This window comes from Nitrosomonas eutropha (assembly GCF_003201195.1).
Taxonomy (GTDB): Bacteria; Pseudomonadota; Gammaproteobacteria; order Burkholderiales; family Nitrosomonadaceae; genus Nitrosomonas; species Nitrosomonas eutropha.
Window position 1 is genome coordinate 110,039 of record NZ_QICQ01000001.1, and the last position, 18,095, is coordinate 128,133.

Sequence of the window (18,095 nt, forward strand, 5' to 3'; positions counted from 1 at the left end):
ATTGTTCAGAAATATGCCAGATGTGAAGCCAGGAAAAATGCACCAACCAGACCGATAATGGTAGCTATTGTTCCCAGGAAACATCGTTTGGCCAGTACAATGTTTCCGGTAAAAAATATTAGTCCCAGCTTGAAAATGAGATTGGCAATTACTCCGAGCGTAATTGCGATCACAACTTCGATGATTTCCAGTTGACCCATCTCGTACAAACGTAAGCTGCTCAGTGTGATCGCATCCACATTGGTTAGCCCAGAAATAATGGCCACAGCGTATAATCCGCTATTGCCGGCGATCTCTGATAACCAGCCGGAAAGAAACAATACTGCCGCGTAAAGCAGGCCAAATCTTACGGCGATCGAGATTTCTGTCGGATTTTTGGTATCCGGCATTGGAACAGCTTGCTGCTGGCTAAATTCACGCCACCTGAATACTGAAGCGATTAATCCCAAAAAAAGACCGCCACCCAGAATGGGCGTAAGGTAGGGAAAAATAGTTGGAGAAATGATCTCGGTAATCAATGCAAGCCTGACCAGTACAACCAAATTGGCCAGTAAAATTACAATAACTGCCGTATTGATCAGATCAGGCTTATCTCCGTTATGGCGCGTAAACACCATCGTGGTAGCCGTACTGGAAACCAGTCCTCCCAGCACACCCAGCAGAACAGCACCATGACGCTGACCGACGAAACGTAATGCAATATAGCCAGCCAGGCTAATGCCAGAGATCAGTACGATCATCAGCCATATCTGATAAGGATTGAATGCGTTGAAGGGACCATAATCCTTATCAGGCAAAATGGGCAGGATAATGAAGCTGAGTACCGCGAATTGCAGTATCGAAATCAGATCCTTTCGGCTCAGGTTTTGTGAAATTCCCTGAAGCTCGGTTTTAAAATAAAGCAGTATAGTTGTGATAATGGCAAGCATAACTGCCAATATTGATTCTTCATACCATACCAAAGCTCCCAATCCGTAGCAGATCAGTATCGCAGCAATTGTGGTGGTACCTGGATCCTTCTGTTTTTCCCGTTTATCCCGGTAGGATGAAATCATCATGATTCCGGTTAGCAACAATCCGCTGATTAGCAGCCAGGGTGTTTGCACCTTATCCGATAGCACGGAGGCCAGCGTGCCGAACATGGCCACCAGGGCAAAAGTGCGTAACCCCGCTTTGGCTGCTGGATGCCGTTCACGCTCCAGACCGATGAGCAAGCCAATCGCCATACTGGTGGCAAATTCAACCAGATAAACCCGCTCATGTTCAGGAAAAAATAGTTCATCCATATTGTGCGCAACCAGATCCAAACCAGTGTTCAAGTAGTAACTGCATACGAGTGCTTCCGTTATATTCGTTCAGCTGCACCCGGTAGACAGCGTCAATCTCGGCTGGCAAACGTTCAGTATGAAAAAACAGAATGCCATCATATATCCGGCTGGCGCCAGCTTTGCGCAGCTTCAGTTTCAAATGTTTTTCTCCTACAATTCGTTGATTTTCAACCCGGAAGCGGCCGTTGAAACTGGGTTCAGGAAAACCTTGTCCCCAGACTTGATTGGTCAGATATTGTGCCAGTTCCAGAGTCAGATCTCTTTCTTCCAGTTCACCATCGGTTTCAATTACTTGTATCAAATCGACAGGCGTCAGCAGTGACTGCGCAACTTGCTCGAATACTGCGCGAAATTGTTCAAAATGCTGTGCATGTACTGTCAGACCGGCAGCCATAGCATGGCCACCAAATTTGACGATTAATCCTGGGTGACGTTTTGTAACCAGATCCAGTGCATCGCGCAAATGCAAGCCCGGAATTGATCTGCCGGAACCTTTGATTTCCCCATTATTTCCCTGTGCAAACACGATAACCGGTCGATGCAATCTGTCTTTGATGCGCGATGCAATCAGGCCGATAACACCCTGATGCCAATCTGAATCGTACAAACACAGGCTGTAAACAGGGTGCACCCTGTTATTGGCTGGCGCATCGAACTGATCAAGCATATTTATCACCCCTTCCAGCTTGCTCATCGCTTCATCCTGCATGCCTGCCTCGATTTCACGACGCTGGCGGTTCAGTTCATCCAGCTCGCTGGCCAGATGCAGGGCACGGGATTCATCTTCGGCCAGTAAACATTCGATTCCTAGTGACATATCATCCAGCCGTCCGGCAGCATTTAATCTGGGGGCAAGAATAAATCCCAGCTCATAAGTGGTGACGCGACTGAAATCACGCCCAGCTACCTTGAACAACGCATGAATACCAGCACAGCAATGGCCGCTGCGGATTCGCTGCAATCCTTGCTGTACCAGGATGCGGTTGGTTCCTTCCAGCCTGACCACATCGGCAACGGTGCCCAATGCCACCAGATCAAGCAGGTTGGCCAGATTGGGTTCTTTACCTGTCGCAATGAAGGATCCTCGTTCACGCAGTTCTGCTCGTAACGCCAGCATTACGTAAAAAATTACGCCAACTCCGGCAATATGTTTATCAGGAAAATCACATCCTGGCTGGTTGGGATTAACGATAACCGCTGCCTCTGGCAGTTGATCTCCAGGCAGATGATGATCAGTGATAAATACCTGCATGCCCAGCCGGTTTGCTTCCGCAACGCCCTCCACGCTGGCAATGCCGTTATCCACAGTAATCAGGATTGCGGGAGGAGGATTGCAATTTGCTGCCAGCTGCACGATTTCCGGTGTCAGCCCATAGCCGTATTCAAAACGATTGGGTACAAGATAATCCACCACAGCACCAAACTGGCTTAATGCGCGCAAGGCGACTGCACAAGCAGTTGCGCCGTCTGTATCGTAGTCGGCAATGACAAGTAAACGCTTTTTTGCTGCAATCGCATCGGCTAGTAAAACTGCAATTTGCCTGATATTTTTTAGTTGCTGAAATGATGCCATGTGGGAAAATGTTGTATCGAGCTGATTCGGTTTTTCTATGCCACGTGCAGCAAAAATACGTGCAAGTACCGATGGCAGGCCGTGTGCAGTGAGGGTTTCGTATGCGTGAGAGGGAAACTTGCGGATAATAATATTAGTCATGACCAATATGTTATCACCGGGTTGCAATAAGCCGGTTTGAAGAAACAGTTTGCAAGCTGGAGGAGGTGGGTTTTGCTATATCAAGAAATCAGTATCAATCCCGGGAAAAGGAAGTAAAAGGGACAGGAGTATTTCGATTGCGGATGAATTACCGCCGAAAATACTCCTGTCAGATGGGTGGGTATCAGAACTTACTTCGGTGCAACCACACCTGATTCGCCGGTTGCTTTGGCTGCACGCAGTACCGGATAAAACTGTGTGTAAACCATATCTGTCTTGGCATTTTCCTTGTGACATGCAGCACACTCAGCCGTAGGCAAGTTTTTCGCTGCGGTAACCAGCGGTGTACCAGGCACATAGAAAATGTAGAAAGCCCAGTTTCCTGGTTCATCTGGGAAGCGTTTTGAATCCTTGACGGATGCTTCCAGGCCGATATAGTCGCCCATGAAATAGCCATTACCGCTGCCCGGGCCTTTGCGGCCGCCAACGCTGATCAGCTCTTTTACGGTCATGGCGCCATCCCGGAATTCCCCTGTTTTTTTCCAGTGGGCATAGCTTTCAGGATCAATGTAAACGGTTCTGATTTCGGTAAAGGGTGCTTTTCCGTCATTCAGTTCGTCGGGTGTCACCTGAGTACCGACCATTACCCATTCACGATAATTTTTTGGTAACAGCAGCTCTCCCTTATCATTAAATTCGGCCATACTTGCTGCCAACGTACCGCTGACCATCACGGCAGAAAAAACCAGACCACTCAAGCTACTCACCAGTTGTTTTTTAAAGTTCATGAAGATCTCCTTTTAGTTGATGTTGATAACATAATTATTTCATCCCGATCGGGAAGATGCTTATCCGGTCGGCAGGTGCGGCGCAGTTTACGCCAGATTTGTTGTGAACAGGTTTGCCAGCGCAACACCAGGGTCCGGTGCGCGCATGAAGGTTTCCCCGATCAGAAAAGTGTGGATGCAATGAGATAGCATCATTTCTACATCAGCTGGTGTACGAATGCCACTTTCGGTAACGATAATTCGTCCGGACGGGATATGTTTGACCAGCTGCAAGGTCGTATCCAGTGTGGTTTCAAACGTTTTCAGATTACGGTTGTTGATTCCGATCAATGGTGTGGACAATTGTAATGCGAGATCAAGCTCATCTGCGTTATGCACTTCCACCAGTACGGCCATGCCCAGTTCCTGTGCAATGGTTTCCAGTTTGTGCATCCGTTCGAGTGCACTGTCACCTTGATTGATAGCGGAATCATGTTGAAAAATGGGTGAAAAAAAGGCTGCAACGATCAGCAGAATACAATCGGCACCCATGGCACGCGCTTCGTAGACCTGATATTCGTCTAACATAAAATCCTTGCGCAGCACCGGTAAATCACAAGCAGCGCGTGCCTGCCGTAAAAAATCAGCATTGCCCATGAAGAACTGCTCATCCGTCAGCACGGATAGACAGGCCGCCCCGTTTCTGGCGTAACTGGCTGCAATGTCTGTCGGGATAAAATCTTCCAGGATCGGATTCCGCCCGGATAAATTTCCCACATGTCCTGATCCAGAAACATTTTGTGACTCTGTTTGTCCGCGCAATAAGCCCTTGCTTGGGCTGGCCCGTTTGATCTCTGCAATGACAGCAGCGTGGTTTTGATTAATCCGGCTGCGTATGGCCTGGAGAAAATCACGTGGAGCGGGTACTGCCCGTGCTTCGTCATGAATTTTATCCAGTGATTTTTGTGTTTGGGTAGCTGAAATCTCCTGCTTTTTTACGGCGAGGATGCGATCAAGAATATCTGACATGCAAAACTAATTAATGGGTTAACTGATTGGAGAATTTGATTAATGCCAGCATTTTTTCTTTGGCAGCACCACTGGCCAGCTTGTCACGGGCAATTTCCACCCCTTCGGCCCAGGAATCAGCTTTTCCAGCGACATAAATTGCTGCGCCTGCATTGAGTAGAACAATATCTCTGGCAGGTCCGGGATGATTATCCAGCACAGACAGAAGCATTACTCGTGCATCATCCGTACTATTTACCTGCAGAGATTCTATTGCGGTACGTTCCAATCCGAAATCTTCCGGCTGCACCGTATATTCCCGGATTTCTCCCTCCTTGAGTTCAGCAATTTTGGTTGGGCCGGAAATGGTAATTTCATCCAGCCCATCGCTGCCATGGACGATCATTGCGTGCTGGCTTCCCAGCCGGAGCAAGGCCTGTGCCAATATCCCGGTCAGATCTTCATTGAATACACCCAACAACTGGTTTTTAGCACCTGCAGGATTGGTTAACGGCCCCAGGATGTTGAATAACGTGCGCACACCCAGCTCTCGACGAACGGGAGCCGCATGTTTCATGGCATGATGAAAATTAGGAGCAAACATAAAACCAATGCCAACTTCGGTAATGGATTGGGCAATTTGGTCAGGCGTTTGATTAAGATGGATGCCGATTGCTTCTAGTACATCTGCACTGCCCGCTTTGCTCGAAACAGAACGTCCGCCGTGTTTGGCTACCTGTGCATCTGCAGCAGCAGCCACAAAGGCGGAAGCTGTTGAAATATTGAAGGTATTGCATCCATCCCCACCGGTACCGCAGGTATCGACCAGATTGACTGAATCGGCCACTTCAATGTGCAAAGCCAGTTCACGCATGACTTGAGCCGCTGCAGTAATTTCACCGATGCTCTCACGTTTCATGCGTAAACCCGTCATCAGGGCAGCAGTCATTGCCGGTGAAACGTTTCCTGACATGATTGCGCGCATCAGCTCAACCATTTCCTCATAAGGAGTTTCGCGCTGCTCCAGGATTCGAGCGAGAATAGCTTGTGGTTTCACGCTTCGCACAGTTTTGATGAATGGTCTTGAATATGATGTTCGCGCAGAAAATTTTTGAGCAGCTGATGACCATGTTCACTTAAAACCGATTCTGGATGAAATTGCACACCTTCGACTGGCAACGTACGGTGTCGCACGCCCATAATTTCGCCTTCTTCAGTCCAAGCGGAGATAGCAAGACAGTCAGGTATACTTGATGGTTCGATAATTAGTGAATGATAGCGGGTTGCCATGAACGGACTGGCAATTCCCTGGAAAACGCCCCGACCATCATGAAAAACCGGCGATGTTTTACCATGCATGACTTTTTCGGCACGTACAATCCGCCCACCGAAAGCCTGGCCGATACTTTGATGACCAAGACACACTCCCAATATGGGAATTTTTCCACTAAACCGGGTGATCAATTCCATAGAAACACCCGCTTCATCCGGTGTGCATGGGCCTGGTGAAATAACGATGCCGGCTGGATTCAACTGCTGAACTGCATCTAGCGAAATTTCATCGTTTCGAACAACCGTAATTTCCTCACCGAGTTCACCCAGATATTGCACTAGGTTGTAGGTAAAGGAATCGTAATTATCAATCATCAGCAACATGGCGAGTACAATGGTTATTTAATATCCGGGGAAAAATTGCTGTGCAGAGAATCAATGCGTGAAAATGGCCATAATCTTTCTACTCAGGTATTTTCGCCCAGGTCGCACGAAAGGTAAACCTGATATATGAAAATTTCTACAGATGTTTCATCTTCTGAGCGAATACACCGGGAAAACAGATCCAGATATAAACCGAAATCATTTCTGGCTCTAATCCTGCTTGGATTTTCAATTGTCGGCTTGCCTCTGATCAGTGCGCTGATATACAGTGCCATACGTATTGATCAGCTATCCGAACAAAGCCGATACAATGTTTATCAAGCCACCCAGATTACCAATGGTACCGGGGTTATTATTGGTGAAATCATGGCGATGGAGCGTAGTGTGCAACATGCGCTGGTGCTGGATGATGCAACTCTGCTAGAAGGCTATTTTATTGCGCACACCAAGTTTGAAAACATTACCAATCACCTCTCCATTATTTCCACGTATCCGGAACAACAGCTTCCACTGGAAAAGCTGCGGCTACTGGAAACTGGAATTTTTCGGGAAATACTGGATCTGAAAGAACACCCGCAGGATTTACAGTATCTGCTTGAACGTTTCGCTTCTTTGCTCGACCTTGCCCAGGAATTTTCAACCAACAGTTTTCGTATGATCGGGCAAAGTGTCGGTAATGTAAGTGAGATTGCCACACAAACCCGCTCACTGGTTGAATGGGAGTTACTGATTCTGGTTCCACTGGTTATTTTTCTGGCACTGGTTTTTTCCGTATTTATTGCTCGTCCCGTCCGCCAGATTGATGAAGCAATTGCTCAAATGGGGCGTGGTAATCTTTCCCGACCAATCCGTGTCAACGGGCCGCAAAACCTCACCTACATTGGGGAACGTTTGGACTGGCTGCGACAGCGCCTGCTCAAGCTGGAGAACCAGAAAATACAGTTCTTTCGCCATATTTCCCATGAGCTGAAAACACCCCTGACAGCAATTCGGGAAGGCGCTGATCTTTTGGCTGAGGGGGTGACGGGCAATCTCAACCGGAAACAACAGCTCATTGCCGGGATTCTTCATACCAGCAGCATACAATTGCAAAAACGTATAGAAGATTTGCTCAATTTCAGCGCGCTCCAGGCGGAGATCATTACGCTTGCCAAACAGAATGTTAATTTGGAAAAAATGATAAATTCAGTTATTCAAGCGCAAAATCTTTCCATCTTGAGCAAAAGCCTTACAATTAACCTGAATTGCCCGGAGTTATTTCTGGAGTGTGACAAACAGAAGCTGGACATCATGCTTGATAACCTACTTTCCAATGCCGTCAAATTTTCTTCGGCATATGGTCACATTGAAATTACTGCTTTGTGTGATGAAAACAAGGTGCAGATCGACATTATGGATTTCGGCCCAGGTGTTGATAATGCTGATGGAGATCGGATATTTGAGCCGTTCTACCAGGGGCGCAATACGCCTGAAAATCATGCCAAGGGCACGGGCCTCGGCCTGGCGATTGCGAAGGAATATGCCGTCGCACATGGAGGAAATATCGAACTTGTTCGGGATACCGGAAAATGTGGCGCACATTTTCGATTAACACTGCCCACCAACAGTTCTGAATCCACATCATGAAAACAATTTGTAAATTATTGGCAGGGCTGATTTTAATCACGACCCTTCCCGGGTGTATGCGTACACTAGTTCAGCCGGTACATCAGCCATCCGAACATATGGAAACCCGGATTATCCAGGAACCGGATGATCTGGGTGAGCTAATGCGTTACTACAGCGCACTACAAGATAAATCCAAATCAGAGCTCATCGAAGAGTATCAGTACGCCAACAGTCATTATCGCGACAGCATCGATGCACACCAGCGACTTAAATTATTGATACTGTTGTTGTTGCCCGATACCGGTTTTCAAAGTACGCGAGCTGCACTGGATCTAATGGAAAATCCTCCGGAGCAGATCGAGTCGACTCCCGCTACGACCGCCTTTCAAAACTTGCTGATATTATTACTTAAGCAGCAGCGAGCAGCGAATTTCAAAATACGAAGTTTATCTGTAAAGTTACGGACAACAGAGGCAGAAGTAAAAACACTGCAAGATAAGATCAACGCAATTAAAAATATTGAAAAACACTTCATGCGCAAAAGTGCATTCTGATTAATTAGCTGGCTAAATGATGCAAAGTAAAAAAATTCTTCTGGTGGATGATGATCCGGATTTACTTGAGCTGCTTTCCATTCGCCTGACAGCAGCCGGATATGAAACGGTTCCCGCCGAAAGTGCCGAAGCGGCCATCAATTATCTCGACATATCACGACCGCATCTCGTCATTAGTGACATACAGATGAGCGGCATGGATGGTATGGCATTGTTCGAGCATATCCATCGTCATATTCCAACGCTTCCGGTCATTATCCTGACCGCGTTCGGTACCATTCCGGATGCTGTCGCGGCAACGCAGCGCGGGATTTTTGGTTATCTCACAAAGCCATATAATCCTAAAATTCTGCTGAGCCAGGTCGAGCGTGCAATTGATCTGGCGCCTGCTGTAGATACAATCTCCAGCAAAGTGCCTGCCCCGACATGGCGGAAAGCGATCATTACTCGCAGTGCGCTCATGGAAGATCTGCTTGCCAAAGTGGATCGCGTCGCGCAAGGCAATGCCAGTGTGCTGCTGTCTGGTGAAAGCGGTGTCGGCAAGGAATTATTTGCTCGTGCCATTCATCAAGCATCCAAACGCTGTGAGCAGCCGTTCATCACCATTAATTGTGCGGCCATTCCTGAACAACTCCTGGAGTCTGAGCTGTTCGGTCATGCCAAAGGTGCATTTACCGGGGCAGTCCGGGAGCATAAAGGGCTGTTCCAGCTGGCAGAAGGAGGTAGTTTGTTTCTGGACGAGATTGGTGATATGCCTTTGCTGTTGCAGGCAAAATTGCTACACGCACTGCAGGAGAGGGTTATCCGGCCGGTTGGAACAGCTCAGAGCATCCCGATTGATGTACGTATCATTTCTGCTACGCATAAAGATCTGAAATCGGAGATCCAGGCAGGAAATTTCCGTGAAGACCTGTATTACCGGCTTTTTGTGGTGGGTTTGACAATTCCTTCACTTGCCCAGCGTGGTGAAGACATTCCTCTGCTGGCCAATCATTTTCTGCGTGTATTTGCCGAGAAGCACCAAAAGGATATCAATGGCTTTTCTCCGGAAGCAATCAGTTTTCTGCTGGCATCTTCCTGGCCAGGCAATATCCGCCAGCTGATGAATGTTATCGAACAAAGTATCGTCATGAGTGCGGTTCCTCTCATCTCCAGCGAACTGATCCGCGATGCCATGCACAAGGATGAAGAGCAGATGATCTCGTTTGAGGAAGCCCGCAAACAGTTTGAAAGAGATTATCTCGTCAAGGTGCTGAAAATAACTGCCGGAAATGTAACCCAGGCGGCCAGGCTGGCCAAGCGCAACCGCACCGAGTTTTACAAACTGCTGCAACGACACCAGTTGGATTTCACACTCTATAAGTCCTTGCAGGAAAAGGTCTGATTTCCCGTTTATTTCACTAAAGGCGGGAATTTCGCAATGATTTCAATGATGACACCTTCCCGCAACACTTTCAGGGGCAACCAGGTACCCGGTGCCTGACGTTTAACCGCAGCAATCACATCACTGCTTTCCTGAGGGGTATTGCCAGCCATTTCAAGAATTACGTCTCCGGCCTGTAATCCGGCAGATTCGGCGATACTCCGTTTTTCGACTTGTAGCACGAGAGCCCCCCCGGTTTTCTTGCTGAACTCAAAGCCGATGCCCAAACGCTGCTGTAATGGAGCGGCGGATACCGATGTAAACGGCATCAGGCCAAATACTGCATCAGCATAACCTTCAACCAGTGGCTTGCAGGATCGGTTGGTATCCCATGGCAACAATGCAGCAATTTTTTTCACACCGAGATCTTCTAGCTGGTGAGGTACACCAAAGCCTTTCAGGATATGACCGGAGCCCATAATGCCCACCACCAGCGGATTTTTGTTCTTGTCATAACTGCTGAGCGTCATATGGATTTCCTGTGCCATCGCGCGATCCCATAACTGCTGACTGACAACAAAGCGCAAAAAATCGGGATCATAAACGTTTGGTTTTTGAGCTTTTCCAGTAGATTTATGAGCGGGGCGATCATGCTGTACATAAATGGGCAGCAGAAATTCCAGATATTCCGGTGTGGGAGGTGCTGGTCGCGTGACGCCTTCCCGATCTTTTTCTGGTACACCATCGAATCCCTTGGAGGTGACAGCCCGTCTCAGTGCAATATCAATGTTAAGGGCGCGCATTGGAATGCGGTTCATCCGCGCAAAGTGGAACAGCGGCAGGTACAGATTGGCATCCGTATTCCAAACCGATTGCCATTCAGATCGAGCCAGAAATTCGGACTCTGTCAGCTCTCCCGCCACCCATTGATCCAGAATTTTCTGCACCCGGCGTGGAAACATCTCAAAGCCGATTACCATGTCCGGACGTGCAGCGTACAAGGTAGCCAACATTTGCAGTTGCCAGCGATGATGTTCAGGATTAGCGTGCATCTCGCCCAGTAATACCACGGATTTGTCCTTTACTGACGTCAGCACGCTGGACAGTGTTGTTTCCCCTTTACCGGGGATTATCCAGCTTGCAACCGGAACACATTTGTCCGGTGTGATCTGCTTACTGGTAGAAACTATTTTTTTCTCCGAAGCAGTTTGGGCGGCAAGATCAGAAACATTCACCATTCCTCCTAGCAACAATAAACCGGGTATGACAAATTGCCGAGCAGACTTTAAATCAATCATTGTTTTGTTATGTATTTTTAAGTGTTTGTGTAACATCAATATATTAGAAGTATTCTCAATCCACCCATTTGCGGGCATTCCTGAACATTTTCATCCAGGGGGCATCTTCCGGCCAATCGTCAGGGTGCCACGAATGCTGCACAGTGCGGAATATTCTTTCCGGATGCGGCATCAAAATAGTTACCCGGCCATCAGTTGAAGTCATGCCGGTAATGCCTGCAGGAGAGCCATTGGGATTAAGCGGGTAGGTTTCTGTAAGCTCGCCGCGGTTGTTGACAAACTGTAGTGCAATGTAGGGTTGCGCCGTGAGCAATTGCCCATTATCGCGGAATACCGCCAACCCTTCACCATGCGCAACGGTGATGGGCAAGCGGCTACCTGCCATGCCGTCAAAAAACAGAGAAGGGCTGTTCCCGATTTTAGCCATGACAAAACGTGCTTCGAACTGCTCGGAACGGTTGCGCTCGAAACGAGGCCAATGAGCGGTTCCGGGAATGATAGCCTGCAGGTGGCTCATCATCTGACAACCGTTGCATACGCCCAGCGCAAAGGTATCAGTGCGAACAAAGAAAGCGGCAAATTCATCCCGCGCCCGCGCGTTGAACAAAATGGATTGTGCCCATCCCCGGCCTGCACCCAGCACGTCACCGTAAGAGAATCCGCCTCCGGCAACCAAGCCCTTGAATTCGGCCAGTTTCACCCGCCCGGACAAAATGTCGCTCATGTGGACATCTACGGTATCGAATCCAGCACGGTCAAAAGCAGCCGCCATTTCTACCTGGCCGTTAACTCCCTGTTCGCGCAGAATAGCAACTGCGGGACGGCTGGCAAGGATGCCTGGTACAGAAGCAGCTTTATCCAGTGAAAACGTCAGGTGAACATGCAGTCCCGGATCATCTGTATCCAGCAGTCGATCAAATTCCTGTTGCGCACATCCGGGATGATCACGCAGTTTTTGCATCTGAAAGCTGGTTTCCGACCAGATACGTTGTAACGCCACACGTTTTTCCTGAAAGATCACCTTGCCGTCATACATCAGATGGATGTCATCCTGTCGGTTCGGGTGGCCGATCAGGTAGCTGGCTTGTCCCAATCCTGCCCCTGCCAGAATAGTCATCACTGTAGCATGATGCCGGGTTTCGATCTGGATAATGGCGCCCAGTTCCTCGCTAAACAAAGTTGACAGCACTTGTGTGTCTACAACATCAACTGATCTGGAGATCAGTGCATCCAGCGCGATGCTGACGCCGCAATGTCCGGCAAATGCCATTTCACAGAGTGCGACAAACAGCCCGCCATCAGAGCGATCATGGTAGGCCAGCAGCAAACCTTGTTCATTGAGCGTTTGCACGGCATCAAAAAAAGCTTTGAGTGTTTCCGGACTCTCCAGATCAGGTGCACGATCCCCTGATTGTCCGTAAACCTGCGCCAGAGCCGATCCACCAAGCCGATTTTTGCCATTACCCAGATCAAGCAAAATCAGCTCAGTTTCACCTTTATCTAGCCGCAGTTGCGGCGTGAGTGTCTTGCGTGCATCGGAGACTTTGGCAAATGCCGAAATAATCAATGAAAGCGGTGCAATTACTTCTTTTTGTTGTGAATCATGCCAACTGGTTTTCATCGACAATGAATCCTTGCCTACCGGGATACTGATTCCCAGTGTGGGACACAATTCCATTGCTACGGCATGTACGGCGTCATACAATGCGGCATCCTCACCCGGGTGTCCCGCCGCGGCCATCCAGTTTGCAGATAATCGGACGGTTCCAAGGCTGGCAATCGCGGCAGCAGCCAGATTGGTAATTGCTTCCCCTACCGCCATACGTGCTGAACTGGCTGCATCGATCACAGCCAGCGGCGTGCGTTCACCTAGCGCGAATGCTTCGCCCAGATACGTCTGAAAGCCCGAGGTAGTAACCGCGACATCGGCTACCGGCACTTGCCATGGGCCAACCATCTGATCGCGCGCCGTCTGGCCGCCAACTGTGCGATCGCCAATCGTAATCAGAAAGGATTTGTTCGCCACGGCTGGCAGGCGCAGAACGCGACTGACCGCTTCCTGCAGGCGTATACCGGTTTTGTCCAGAGGAGTAGGGGCAGGGTGGATACGTTTTACATTGCGCACCATTTTGGGTGGTTTGCCCAGCAGTACGGATAAAGGAATATCCGCCGGATGAGTGGCCGAATGTTCATCGGCCACAATCAGTTGCGGCTCTGTCAGTGCTTCACCGACAACAGCGAACGGGCAGCGCTCGCGTTCGCAAATTGCCTGGAACAAAGGCAGGGATTGCGGATGAATGGCAAGCACATAACGTTCCTGCGCTTCATTACACCAGATCTGCAGGGGCGACATGCCCGGTTCGTCAGAGGGAACCGCACGCAGATCAAACCAGCCGCCACGTGCTGCACCATACACTAGCTCGGGCAGGGCATTGGAAAGCCCGCCAGCACCCACATCGTGAATGGCCAGAATCGGATTGGGTTGCCCGCTGCGTGCCAGTTGCCAGCAGCGATCAATCACCTCCTGCGCACGCCGCTGCATTTCGGCATTACCCCGCTGCACCGAGTTGAAATCAAGCGCTTCCTCATTGGTGCCGGCATCCATACTGGATGCCGCACCACCACCCAACCCGATAGCCATGCCCGGCCCTCCCAGGTGGATCAGCAAGGTGCTTGGTGGAAAAGGTGCTTTGGCAGTGTGCAATGCGGAAATCTGGCCGATGCCGCCCGCCAGCATAATAGGTTTGTGATAGCCGCGTACCTGACCGTTGACTTCTACTTCATAGGTACGGAAATAACCTGCCAGATTGGGACGGCCAAATTCGTTACTGAATGCCGCACCACCAATCGGAGCAGTCAACATAATGTCAAGCGCAGAGGCAATATGCCCCGGTTTGCCATAATTATCAGTCTCCCAGGGTTGGATGGCCTCAGGAATGCGCAGGTTGGATACGCTGAATCCGGTCAGGCCGGCCTTGGGTTTCGCGCCGGATCCGGTTGCACCTTCATCGCGAATCTCGCCCCCCACGCCGGTTGCCGCACCTGGAAAAGGTGAGATGGCCGTCGGATGATTGTGCGTCTCCACCTTAATTAACCAATGGGTCAGTTCCGGTTCGTGCCTGTACGAATTGCCTTGACTGGGGTAAAACCGCTCAACAGTTTTTCCTTCCAGAATGGCAGCATTATCTGCATAGGCAACAATGGTATGTTCAGGGTGGCGCTGATGCGTATGCCGGATCATGTCAAACAGCGAATGGGGTTGCTGCATGCCATCGATTACCCAGCTCGCATTGAAAATCTTGTGGCGACAATGTTCCGAATTGGCCTGTGCAAACATCATCAATTCGACATCGGTAGGGTTGCGCCGAATGCGGATAAAATAATCCAGCAGATAATCAATTTCATCGGGTGACAGCGCCAGTCCCATTTCCCGGTTTGCCTGCAGCAGCGCATCACTTCCCTGGCCAATCAGATCAACTTCAGCCAATGTGCCTGGTGTGGAATGCTGAAACAGGATCGCAGCTTCAGGCAGCGAATGCAGTACCACTTCAGTCATGCGGTCATGAATATACGCCTCGATTTGCAACATCTGCTCCGGCGGTAGTGTTGTCTGGCAACGAAACGCGAAAACAATGCCGCGTTCCAGTCGCTCGATTTTATCCAGACTGCAACAATGCGCGATATCAGTAGCCTTGGATGACCAGGGTGAAATCGTGCCAGGACGAGGTACAACCAGCAACAGTTTGCTGCCCAGGGAGAGCGGCGCTGCTGCCCCCTCAACATTGAGCAACTGTCGTAGCCGATCGATTTCTTCCGGCGTCAAATCACGCTGAACCTCACAGAAATAGTGGTAGTCGGCAGTAATACCGGAAATTTCCGGTACGATTGACTGAATTGAATGAAGCAAGCGTTCCAGACGAAAAGGAGAAAGCGCATTGCGCCCGTGAAATTGCAACATCAGGAATGTAGCCAGTTAAATGAAAAGACATGATTTTACACGAGTAACCTACAGCCAGATTATTGTCTGGATGATTAGGTTGGGAAAAACCAGAAAGTGATCGCATGGATCAATAATAGTTGCAGTTTCTCCGTTTATACAAAAAAATTCGGAACATCTTCTTCGGGCTTGACTTAGTTATTTCCATCTGTCATTTTTTACATATTCCCCAGATGTAATACTTGCTTTTAGGAAGGAGGACAGCATGAGAAAAATACTACCCGCCGGTATGTTGTATGTTGTTATGGTGTTACTCACAACCGCAGTATGTTTTGCAGGAAATAAAAGGGATGCTGCAGAAGGGCGCAATATCTGGTTCAACAGTACTTTTGGAGGAGAGCGCTTTTTTAGTCTTATCTTGCCTAATGCTCCCTTCAATTTCCAGATTGGCTTTGATCATATGTTAACCTGGCCACGGGATAGTCGGTTTGATGAATACGGAGTTATTAATGATCCGGATTGCACCCCGGGTGATGCGTCAACGGGCTATTTCGATCGATGTGCAGATCCTGAGTCCGCCGGTGTCATAGGAGTGCGAAAATTTCCAAACCCCTCAGGCGGCTCACCGCTTATAGGGATCACCTGTGCCGCTTGTCATGCCGGATTTGATCCCGTTCATCCTCCTTCAAATCCAAATAATCCACAAGAAAGAAACATTCATCCTACTGTCGGAAACCAGTATCTGCGGATCGACAAGCTTTTTAAGAGCCATCTTTCGCCGCATGATCCTCGCTATCAAATCTTTTCCAGCTGGGCTCCCGGCACTGTAGATACTACTTTACTGGAAAATGATCATATTAATAATCCGGGAACGATTACGCCGATCTGGTCACTACCCAATCGTCCATTCTTTAATGTGACCGCTGATGGTGAGCCTGCTCGCGTTCATCGTAACGGACAGGGAGGAGAAGATGATATCGGCTGTGAGCAGGCAGCGCTCCGAGTTTATTTCAACATTGGTATGTGCGCTGCAGAATGCATGGTTGGGCATCTTGCCAACGGACCTGGCGGGAGCCAAACGCCCATTAACCTTGCAGAATGCAGACAGGTCTGCCCAGAGCTCCTGCAAGCAGAAGAGTCGGTAGGCAAGCTCTGTGCGTTTCTGCAAACGCCACATGCTCCACGCCTGGTGCGTGCCCCGAAAGGCGCACATTATATTGATTGGAAGGTTGTAAGGAAGGGTCAGAAAGTCTTTTCTCAGGCATGCGAATCATGCCATTCCGATGGGAATCGTTCGTTAAGGCGAAATGTTCTCTCTGATGATCTGATTCATCCTTTCGCCGAGATTGGTACGAATAGCTGTCGTGCCCGCACGACTAACTGGATGGGTGGCCATATCTGGGCCGTGTTTTCTTCAGATCAATATAAGGAACGACCGAACGGCGGACCAGGTTTTTACCGTGACATGCCTCTTGCAGGCATTTGGGCAACCGCTCCTTTTTTCCACAATAACAGGCTGGGCCAAAGCATCGGCGATCCGTCAGTGGCTGGTCGTATCACGGCATACGAGGATGCAATGGATCTGTTGCTGAATCCTGATAAGCGAGATGAGCCTGGTTCGATCCTGCGTACGACTGACCAGGTACAACTGCCAACCCCATCTGGTGTCGTTATGCTCCCTGCCGGGACTCCTGTTGCTCAATTTGCAAGCCTTGATCCCAGTACTGGCAAAAATCTCTGCCCGGATCTCTCTGAAAATCAGGGGCACTACTTTGGAACAGAACTTTCGGATGAAGATAAGTATGCGCTGATCGAATTTCTGAAGACCCGCTGATGTCGGTTATTTTATGAGTTTCATATATGAAAAATATGATCACTCAATCCACCATTAGTTGCCCACATTGCGGACATAAAGAAACAGAGGAAATGCCAATTGATGCCTGTCAGTGGTACTACGAATGCAAGTTGTGCCATACATTGTTACATCCACTGGCAGGCGATTGCTGTGTGTTTTGTTCGTATGGTACGTTTCCATGCCCGCTAAAGCAGCAAGACCACTCATGTTGCACTTGAACGCTGTCGGCTCTCGCCTGGCGGTACGAAAATCATCAACATACGCATTACCAAGAGCCGTTATGAAATATTTGTTCTAGCTCGTTCGATCAACTCACAAATCAAAGATAATTATTAACGCTATCTTCGATAGGATCAGCATATTGGCTTCCAAGCACGCCCTGTTTCTTCCCGGCACGCGAAATATCGACTGCACATAATTGCTTGAGATTGATATGATGATTTTTATCCAGCCTATTTTTTCTGTGGGCACATCCAGATTTACTGCAAAAGGTCAGGGTTTATGTTGAGGAAGTAAAGGAGCAACAATCAATGTTCTGGAATGAACATTGGCTAGGCTACTTTGAAGCATGACACATGGCCTCAGTTTTTTGTTTCTGCCTCCTTGGTCGGTTCAAGATTAATCCAGTAAATGTCCAGCTGTTTGAAATTAGTCATTGGCTAATCCATCTGACAGCCTACTACCTCATTCTTGTAATTCCGCCTAGTAGTTCGTATCTTCTGCCTCTTCCTGGTTTGCTTTACGTAAAGCTGCCTGAAGGAAATTTGTGCGTTCCTGTTTCAAGAGCTGATTGATATAGGCGCTACCGATTGTTATTCGCAATATTGTTCAAAAAAGTAAATGTTTCATCATCAATCGTGATGGTTATTCTATGATTCAGGTAATTAATTACATCATCAACAGTAAAACAGTAATCGAGCAATAGATGCAGGTGGTGCCCAAAGAAGTTTGGGCCATAACGATAAGGCTAGATCATCAATGACAAAGCCAAGGGTAGCAACGCGCGC

Annotated in this window: 14 protein-coding genes; 5 read left to right on the plus strand and 9 right to left on the minus strand. The window is 48.8% G+C overall.

Features of this window, described 5'->3' with window-relative positions; genetic code table 11:
- Positions 1–5: 5 nt before the first annotated feature.
- The 6 genes from C8R14_RS00605 to C8R14_RS00630 form a co-directional block, all read right to left on the minus strand.
- On the minus strand, positions 6–1,286 hold the full coding sequence (locus tag C8R14_RS00605) for an MgtC/SapB family protein (RefSeq protein ID WP_011633263.1): 1,281 nt from the start codon (positions 1,284–1,286) through the stop codon (positions 6–8).
- Positions 1,279–3,042, minus strand: coding sequence for a single-stranded-DNA-specific exonuclease RecJ (gene recJ, locus C8R14_RS00610; protein ID WP_041353396.1), 1,764 nt, complete (start codon positions 3,040–3,042; stop codon positions 1,279–1,281). Before recJ ends, C8R14_RS00605 begins: the two co-directional genes overlap by 8 nt.
- Positions 3,043–3,233: 191 nt before the next feature.
- Positions 3,234–3,830, minus strand: a complete 597-nt coding sequence (locus C8R14_RS00615; RefSeq protein WP_011633265.1) for a cytochrome P460 family protein — start codon at positions 3,828–3,830, stop codon at positions 3,234–3,236.
- An 87-nt stretch (positions 3,831–3,917) separates the two neighbouring features.
- Positions 3,918–4,838 carry an indole-3-glycerol phosphate synthase TrpC gene (locus C8R14_RS00620; RefSeq protein WP_011633266.1) on the minus strand — a complete coding sequence of 307 codons (921 nt, stop codon included), beginning with the start codon at positions 4,836–4,838 and terminating at the stop codon, positions 3,918–3,920.
- 10 nt (positions 4,839–4,848) lie between these two features.
- Complete coding sequence (trpD, locus tag C8R14_RS00625; RefSeq protein ID WP_011633267.1) at positions 4,849–5,874, minus strand: anthranilate phosphoribosyltransferase; 1,026 nt, start codon at positions 5,872–5,874, stop codon at positions 4,849–4,851.
- Positions 5,871–6,473, minus strand: coding sequence for an anthranilate synthase component II (locus C8R14_RS00630; RefSeq protein WP_011633268.1), 603 nt, complete (start codon positions 6,471–6,473; stop codon positions 5,871–5,873). The genes trpD and C8R14_RS00630 overlap by 4 nt, the downstream gene beginning before the upstream one ends.
- Before the next feature lie 126 nt (positions 6,474–6,599).
- On the opposite strand from C8R14_RS00630, the gene C8R14_RS00635 reads away from it, so the two are divergent.
- Genes C8R14_RS00635 through C8R14_RS00645 form a run of 3 tightly spaced genes read left to right on the plus strand, consistent with a single transcriptional unit; the run spans position 6,600 to position 10,019 of the window.
- Entirely contained in the window at positions 6,600–8,099 is a 1,500-nt protein-coding gene (locus tag C8R14_RS00635; protein WP_011633269.1) for a sensor histidine kinase, read from the plus strand.
- 56 nt (positions 8,100–8,155) lie between these two features.
- Positions 8,156–8,635, plus strand: coding sequence for a hypothetical protein (locus C8R14_RS00640; protein ID WP_242500184.1), 480 nt, complete (start codon positions 8,156–8,158; stop codon positions 8,633–8,635).
- 16 nt (positions 8,636–8,651) lie between these two features.
- On the plus strand, positions 8,652–10,019 hold the full coding sequence (locus C8R14_RS00645) for a sigma 54-interacting transcriptional regulator (RefSeq protein WP_011633271.1): 1,368 nt from the start codon (positions 8,652–8,654) through the stop codon (positions 10,017–10,019).
- An 8-nt stretch (positions 10,020–10,027) separates the two neighbouring features.
- Here C8R14_RS00645 and C8R14_RS00650 read toward each other — a convergent pair whose 3' ends face one another.
- Complete coding sequence (locus tag C8R14_RS00650) at positions 10,028–11,296, minus strand: ChaN family lipoprotein (RefSeq protein WP_240142227.1); 1,269 nt, start codon at positions 11,294–11,296, stop codon at positions 10,028–10,030.
- Between the two features lie 55 nt (positions 11,297–11,351).
- A complete protein-coding gene (purL, locus tag C8R14_RS00655) occupies positions 11,352–15,254 on the minus strand; it encodes a phosphoribosylformylglycinamidine synthase (RefSeq protein ID WP_011633273.1) in 3,903 nt (1,300 codons plus the stop codon).
- A 244-nt stretch (positions 15,255–15,498) separates the two neighbouring features.
- Here purL and C8R14_RS00660 point away from each other — a divergent pair, with 244 nt between their 5' ends.
- Entirely contained in the window at positions 15,499–17,067 is a 1,569-nt protein-coding gene (locus C8R14_RS00660) for a c-type cytochrome (protein WP_011633274.1), read from the plus strand.
- A 35-nt stretch (positions 17,068–17,102) separates the two neighbouring features.
- Positions 17,103–17,306, plus strand: a complete 204-nt coding sequence (locus tag C8R14_RS14295; RefSeq protein ID WP_277985857.1) for a GDCCVxC domain-containing (seleno)protein — start codon at positions 17,103–17,105, stop codon at positions 17,304–17,306.
- A gap of 484 nt (positions 17,307–17,790) precedes the next feature.
- Here C8R14_RS14295 and C8R14_RS14525 read toward each other — a convergent pair whose 3' ends face one another.
- Positions 17,791–17,910, minus strand: coding sequence for a DUF8778 family protein (locus C8R14_RS14525; RefSeq protein ID WP_011633276.1), 120 nt, complete (start codon positions 17,908–17,910; stop codon positions 17,791–17,793).
- Between the last annotated feature and the right edge of the window lie 185 nt (positions 17,911–18,095).

Coding starts and splice junctions, on each gene's coding strand:
- C8R14_RS00620 (WP_011633266.1), bottom strand. CDS start 4,838: ATGTCAGATATTCTTGATCGCATCCTCGCCGTAAAAAAGCAGGAGATT.
- C8R14_RS00615 (WP_011633265.1), bottom strand. CDS start 3,830: ATGAACTTTAAAAAACAACTGGTGAGTAGCTTGAGTGGTCTGGTTTTT.
- C8R14_RS14295 (WP_277985857.1), top strand. CDS start 17,103: ATGATCACTCAATCCACCATTAGTTGCCCACATTGCGGACATAAAGAA.
- C8R14_RS00660 (WP_011633274.1), top strand. CDS start 15,499: ATGAGAAAAATACTACCCGCCGGTATGTTGTATGTTGTTATGGTGTTA.
- C8R14_RS00635 (WP_011633269.1), top strand. CDS start 6,600: ATGAAAATTTCTACAGATGTTTCATCTTCTGAGCGAATACACCGGGAA.
- purL (WP_011633273.1), bottom strand. CDS start 15,254: ATGTTGCAATTTCACGGGCGCAATGCGCTTTCTCCTTTTCGTCTGGAA.
- C8R14_RS00630 (WP_011633268.1), bottom strand. CDS start 6,473: ATGTTGCTGATGATTGATAATTACGATTCCTTTACCTACAACCTAGTG.
- recJ (WP_041353396.1), bottom strand. CDS start 3,042: ATGACTAATATTATTATCCGCAAGTTTCCCTCTCACGCATACGAAACC.
- C8R14_RS00650 (WP_240142227.1), bottom strand. CDS start 11,296: ATGATTGATTTAAAGTCTGCTCGGCAATTTGTCATACCCGGTTTATTG.
- C8R14_RS00645 (WP_011633271.1), top strand. CDS start 8,652: ATGATGCAAAGTAAAAAAATTCTTCTGGTGGATGATGATCCGGATTTA.
- C8R14_RS00605 (WP_011633263.1), bottom strand. CDS start 1,286: ATGGATGAACTATTTTTTCCTGAACATGAGCGGGTTTATCTGGTTGAA.
- C8R14_RS00640 (WP_242500184.1), top strand. CDS start 8,156: ATGCGTACACTAGTTCAGCCGGTACATCAGCCATCCGAACATATGGAA.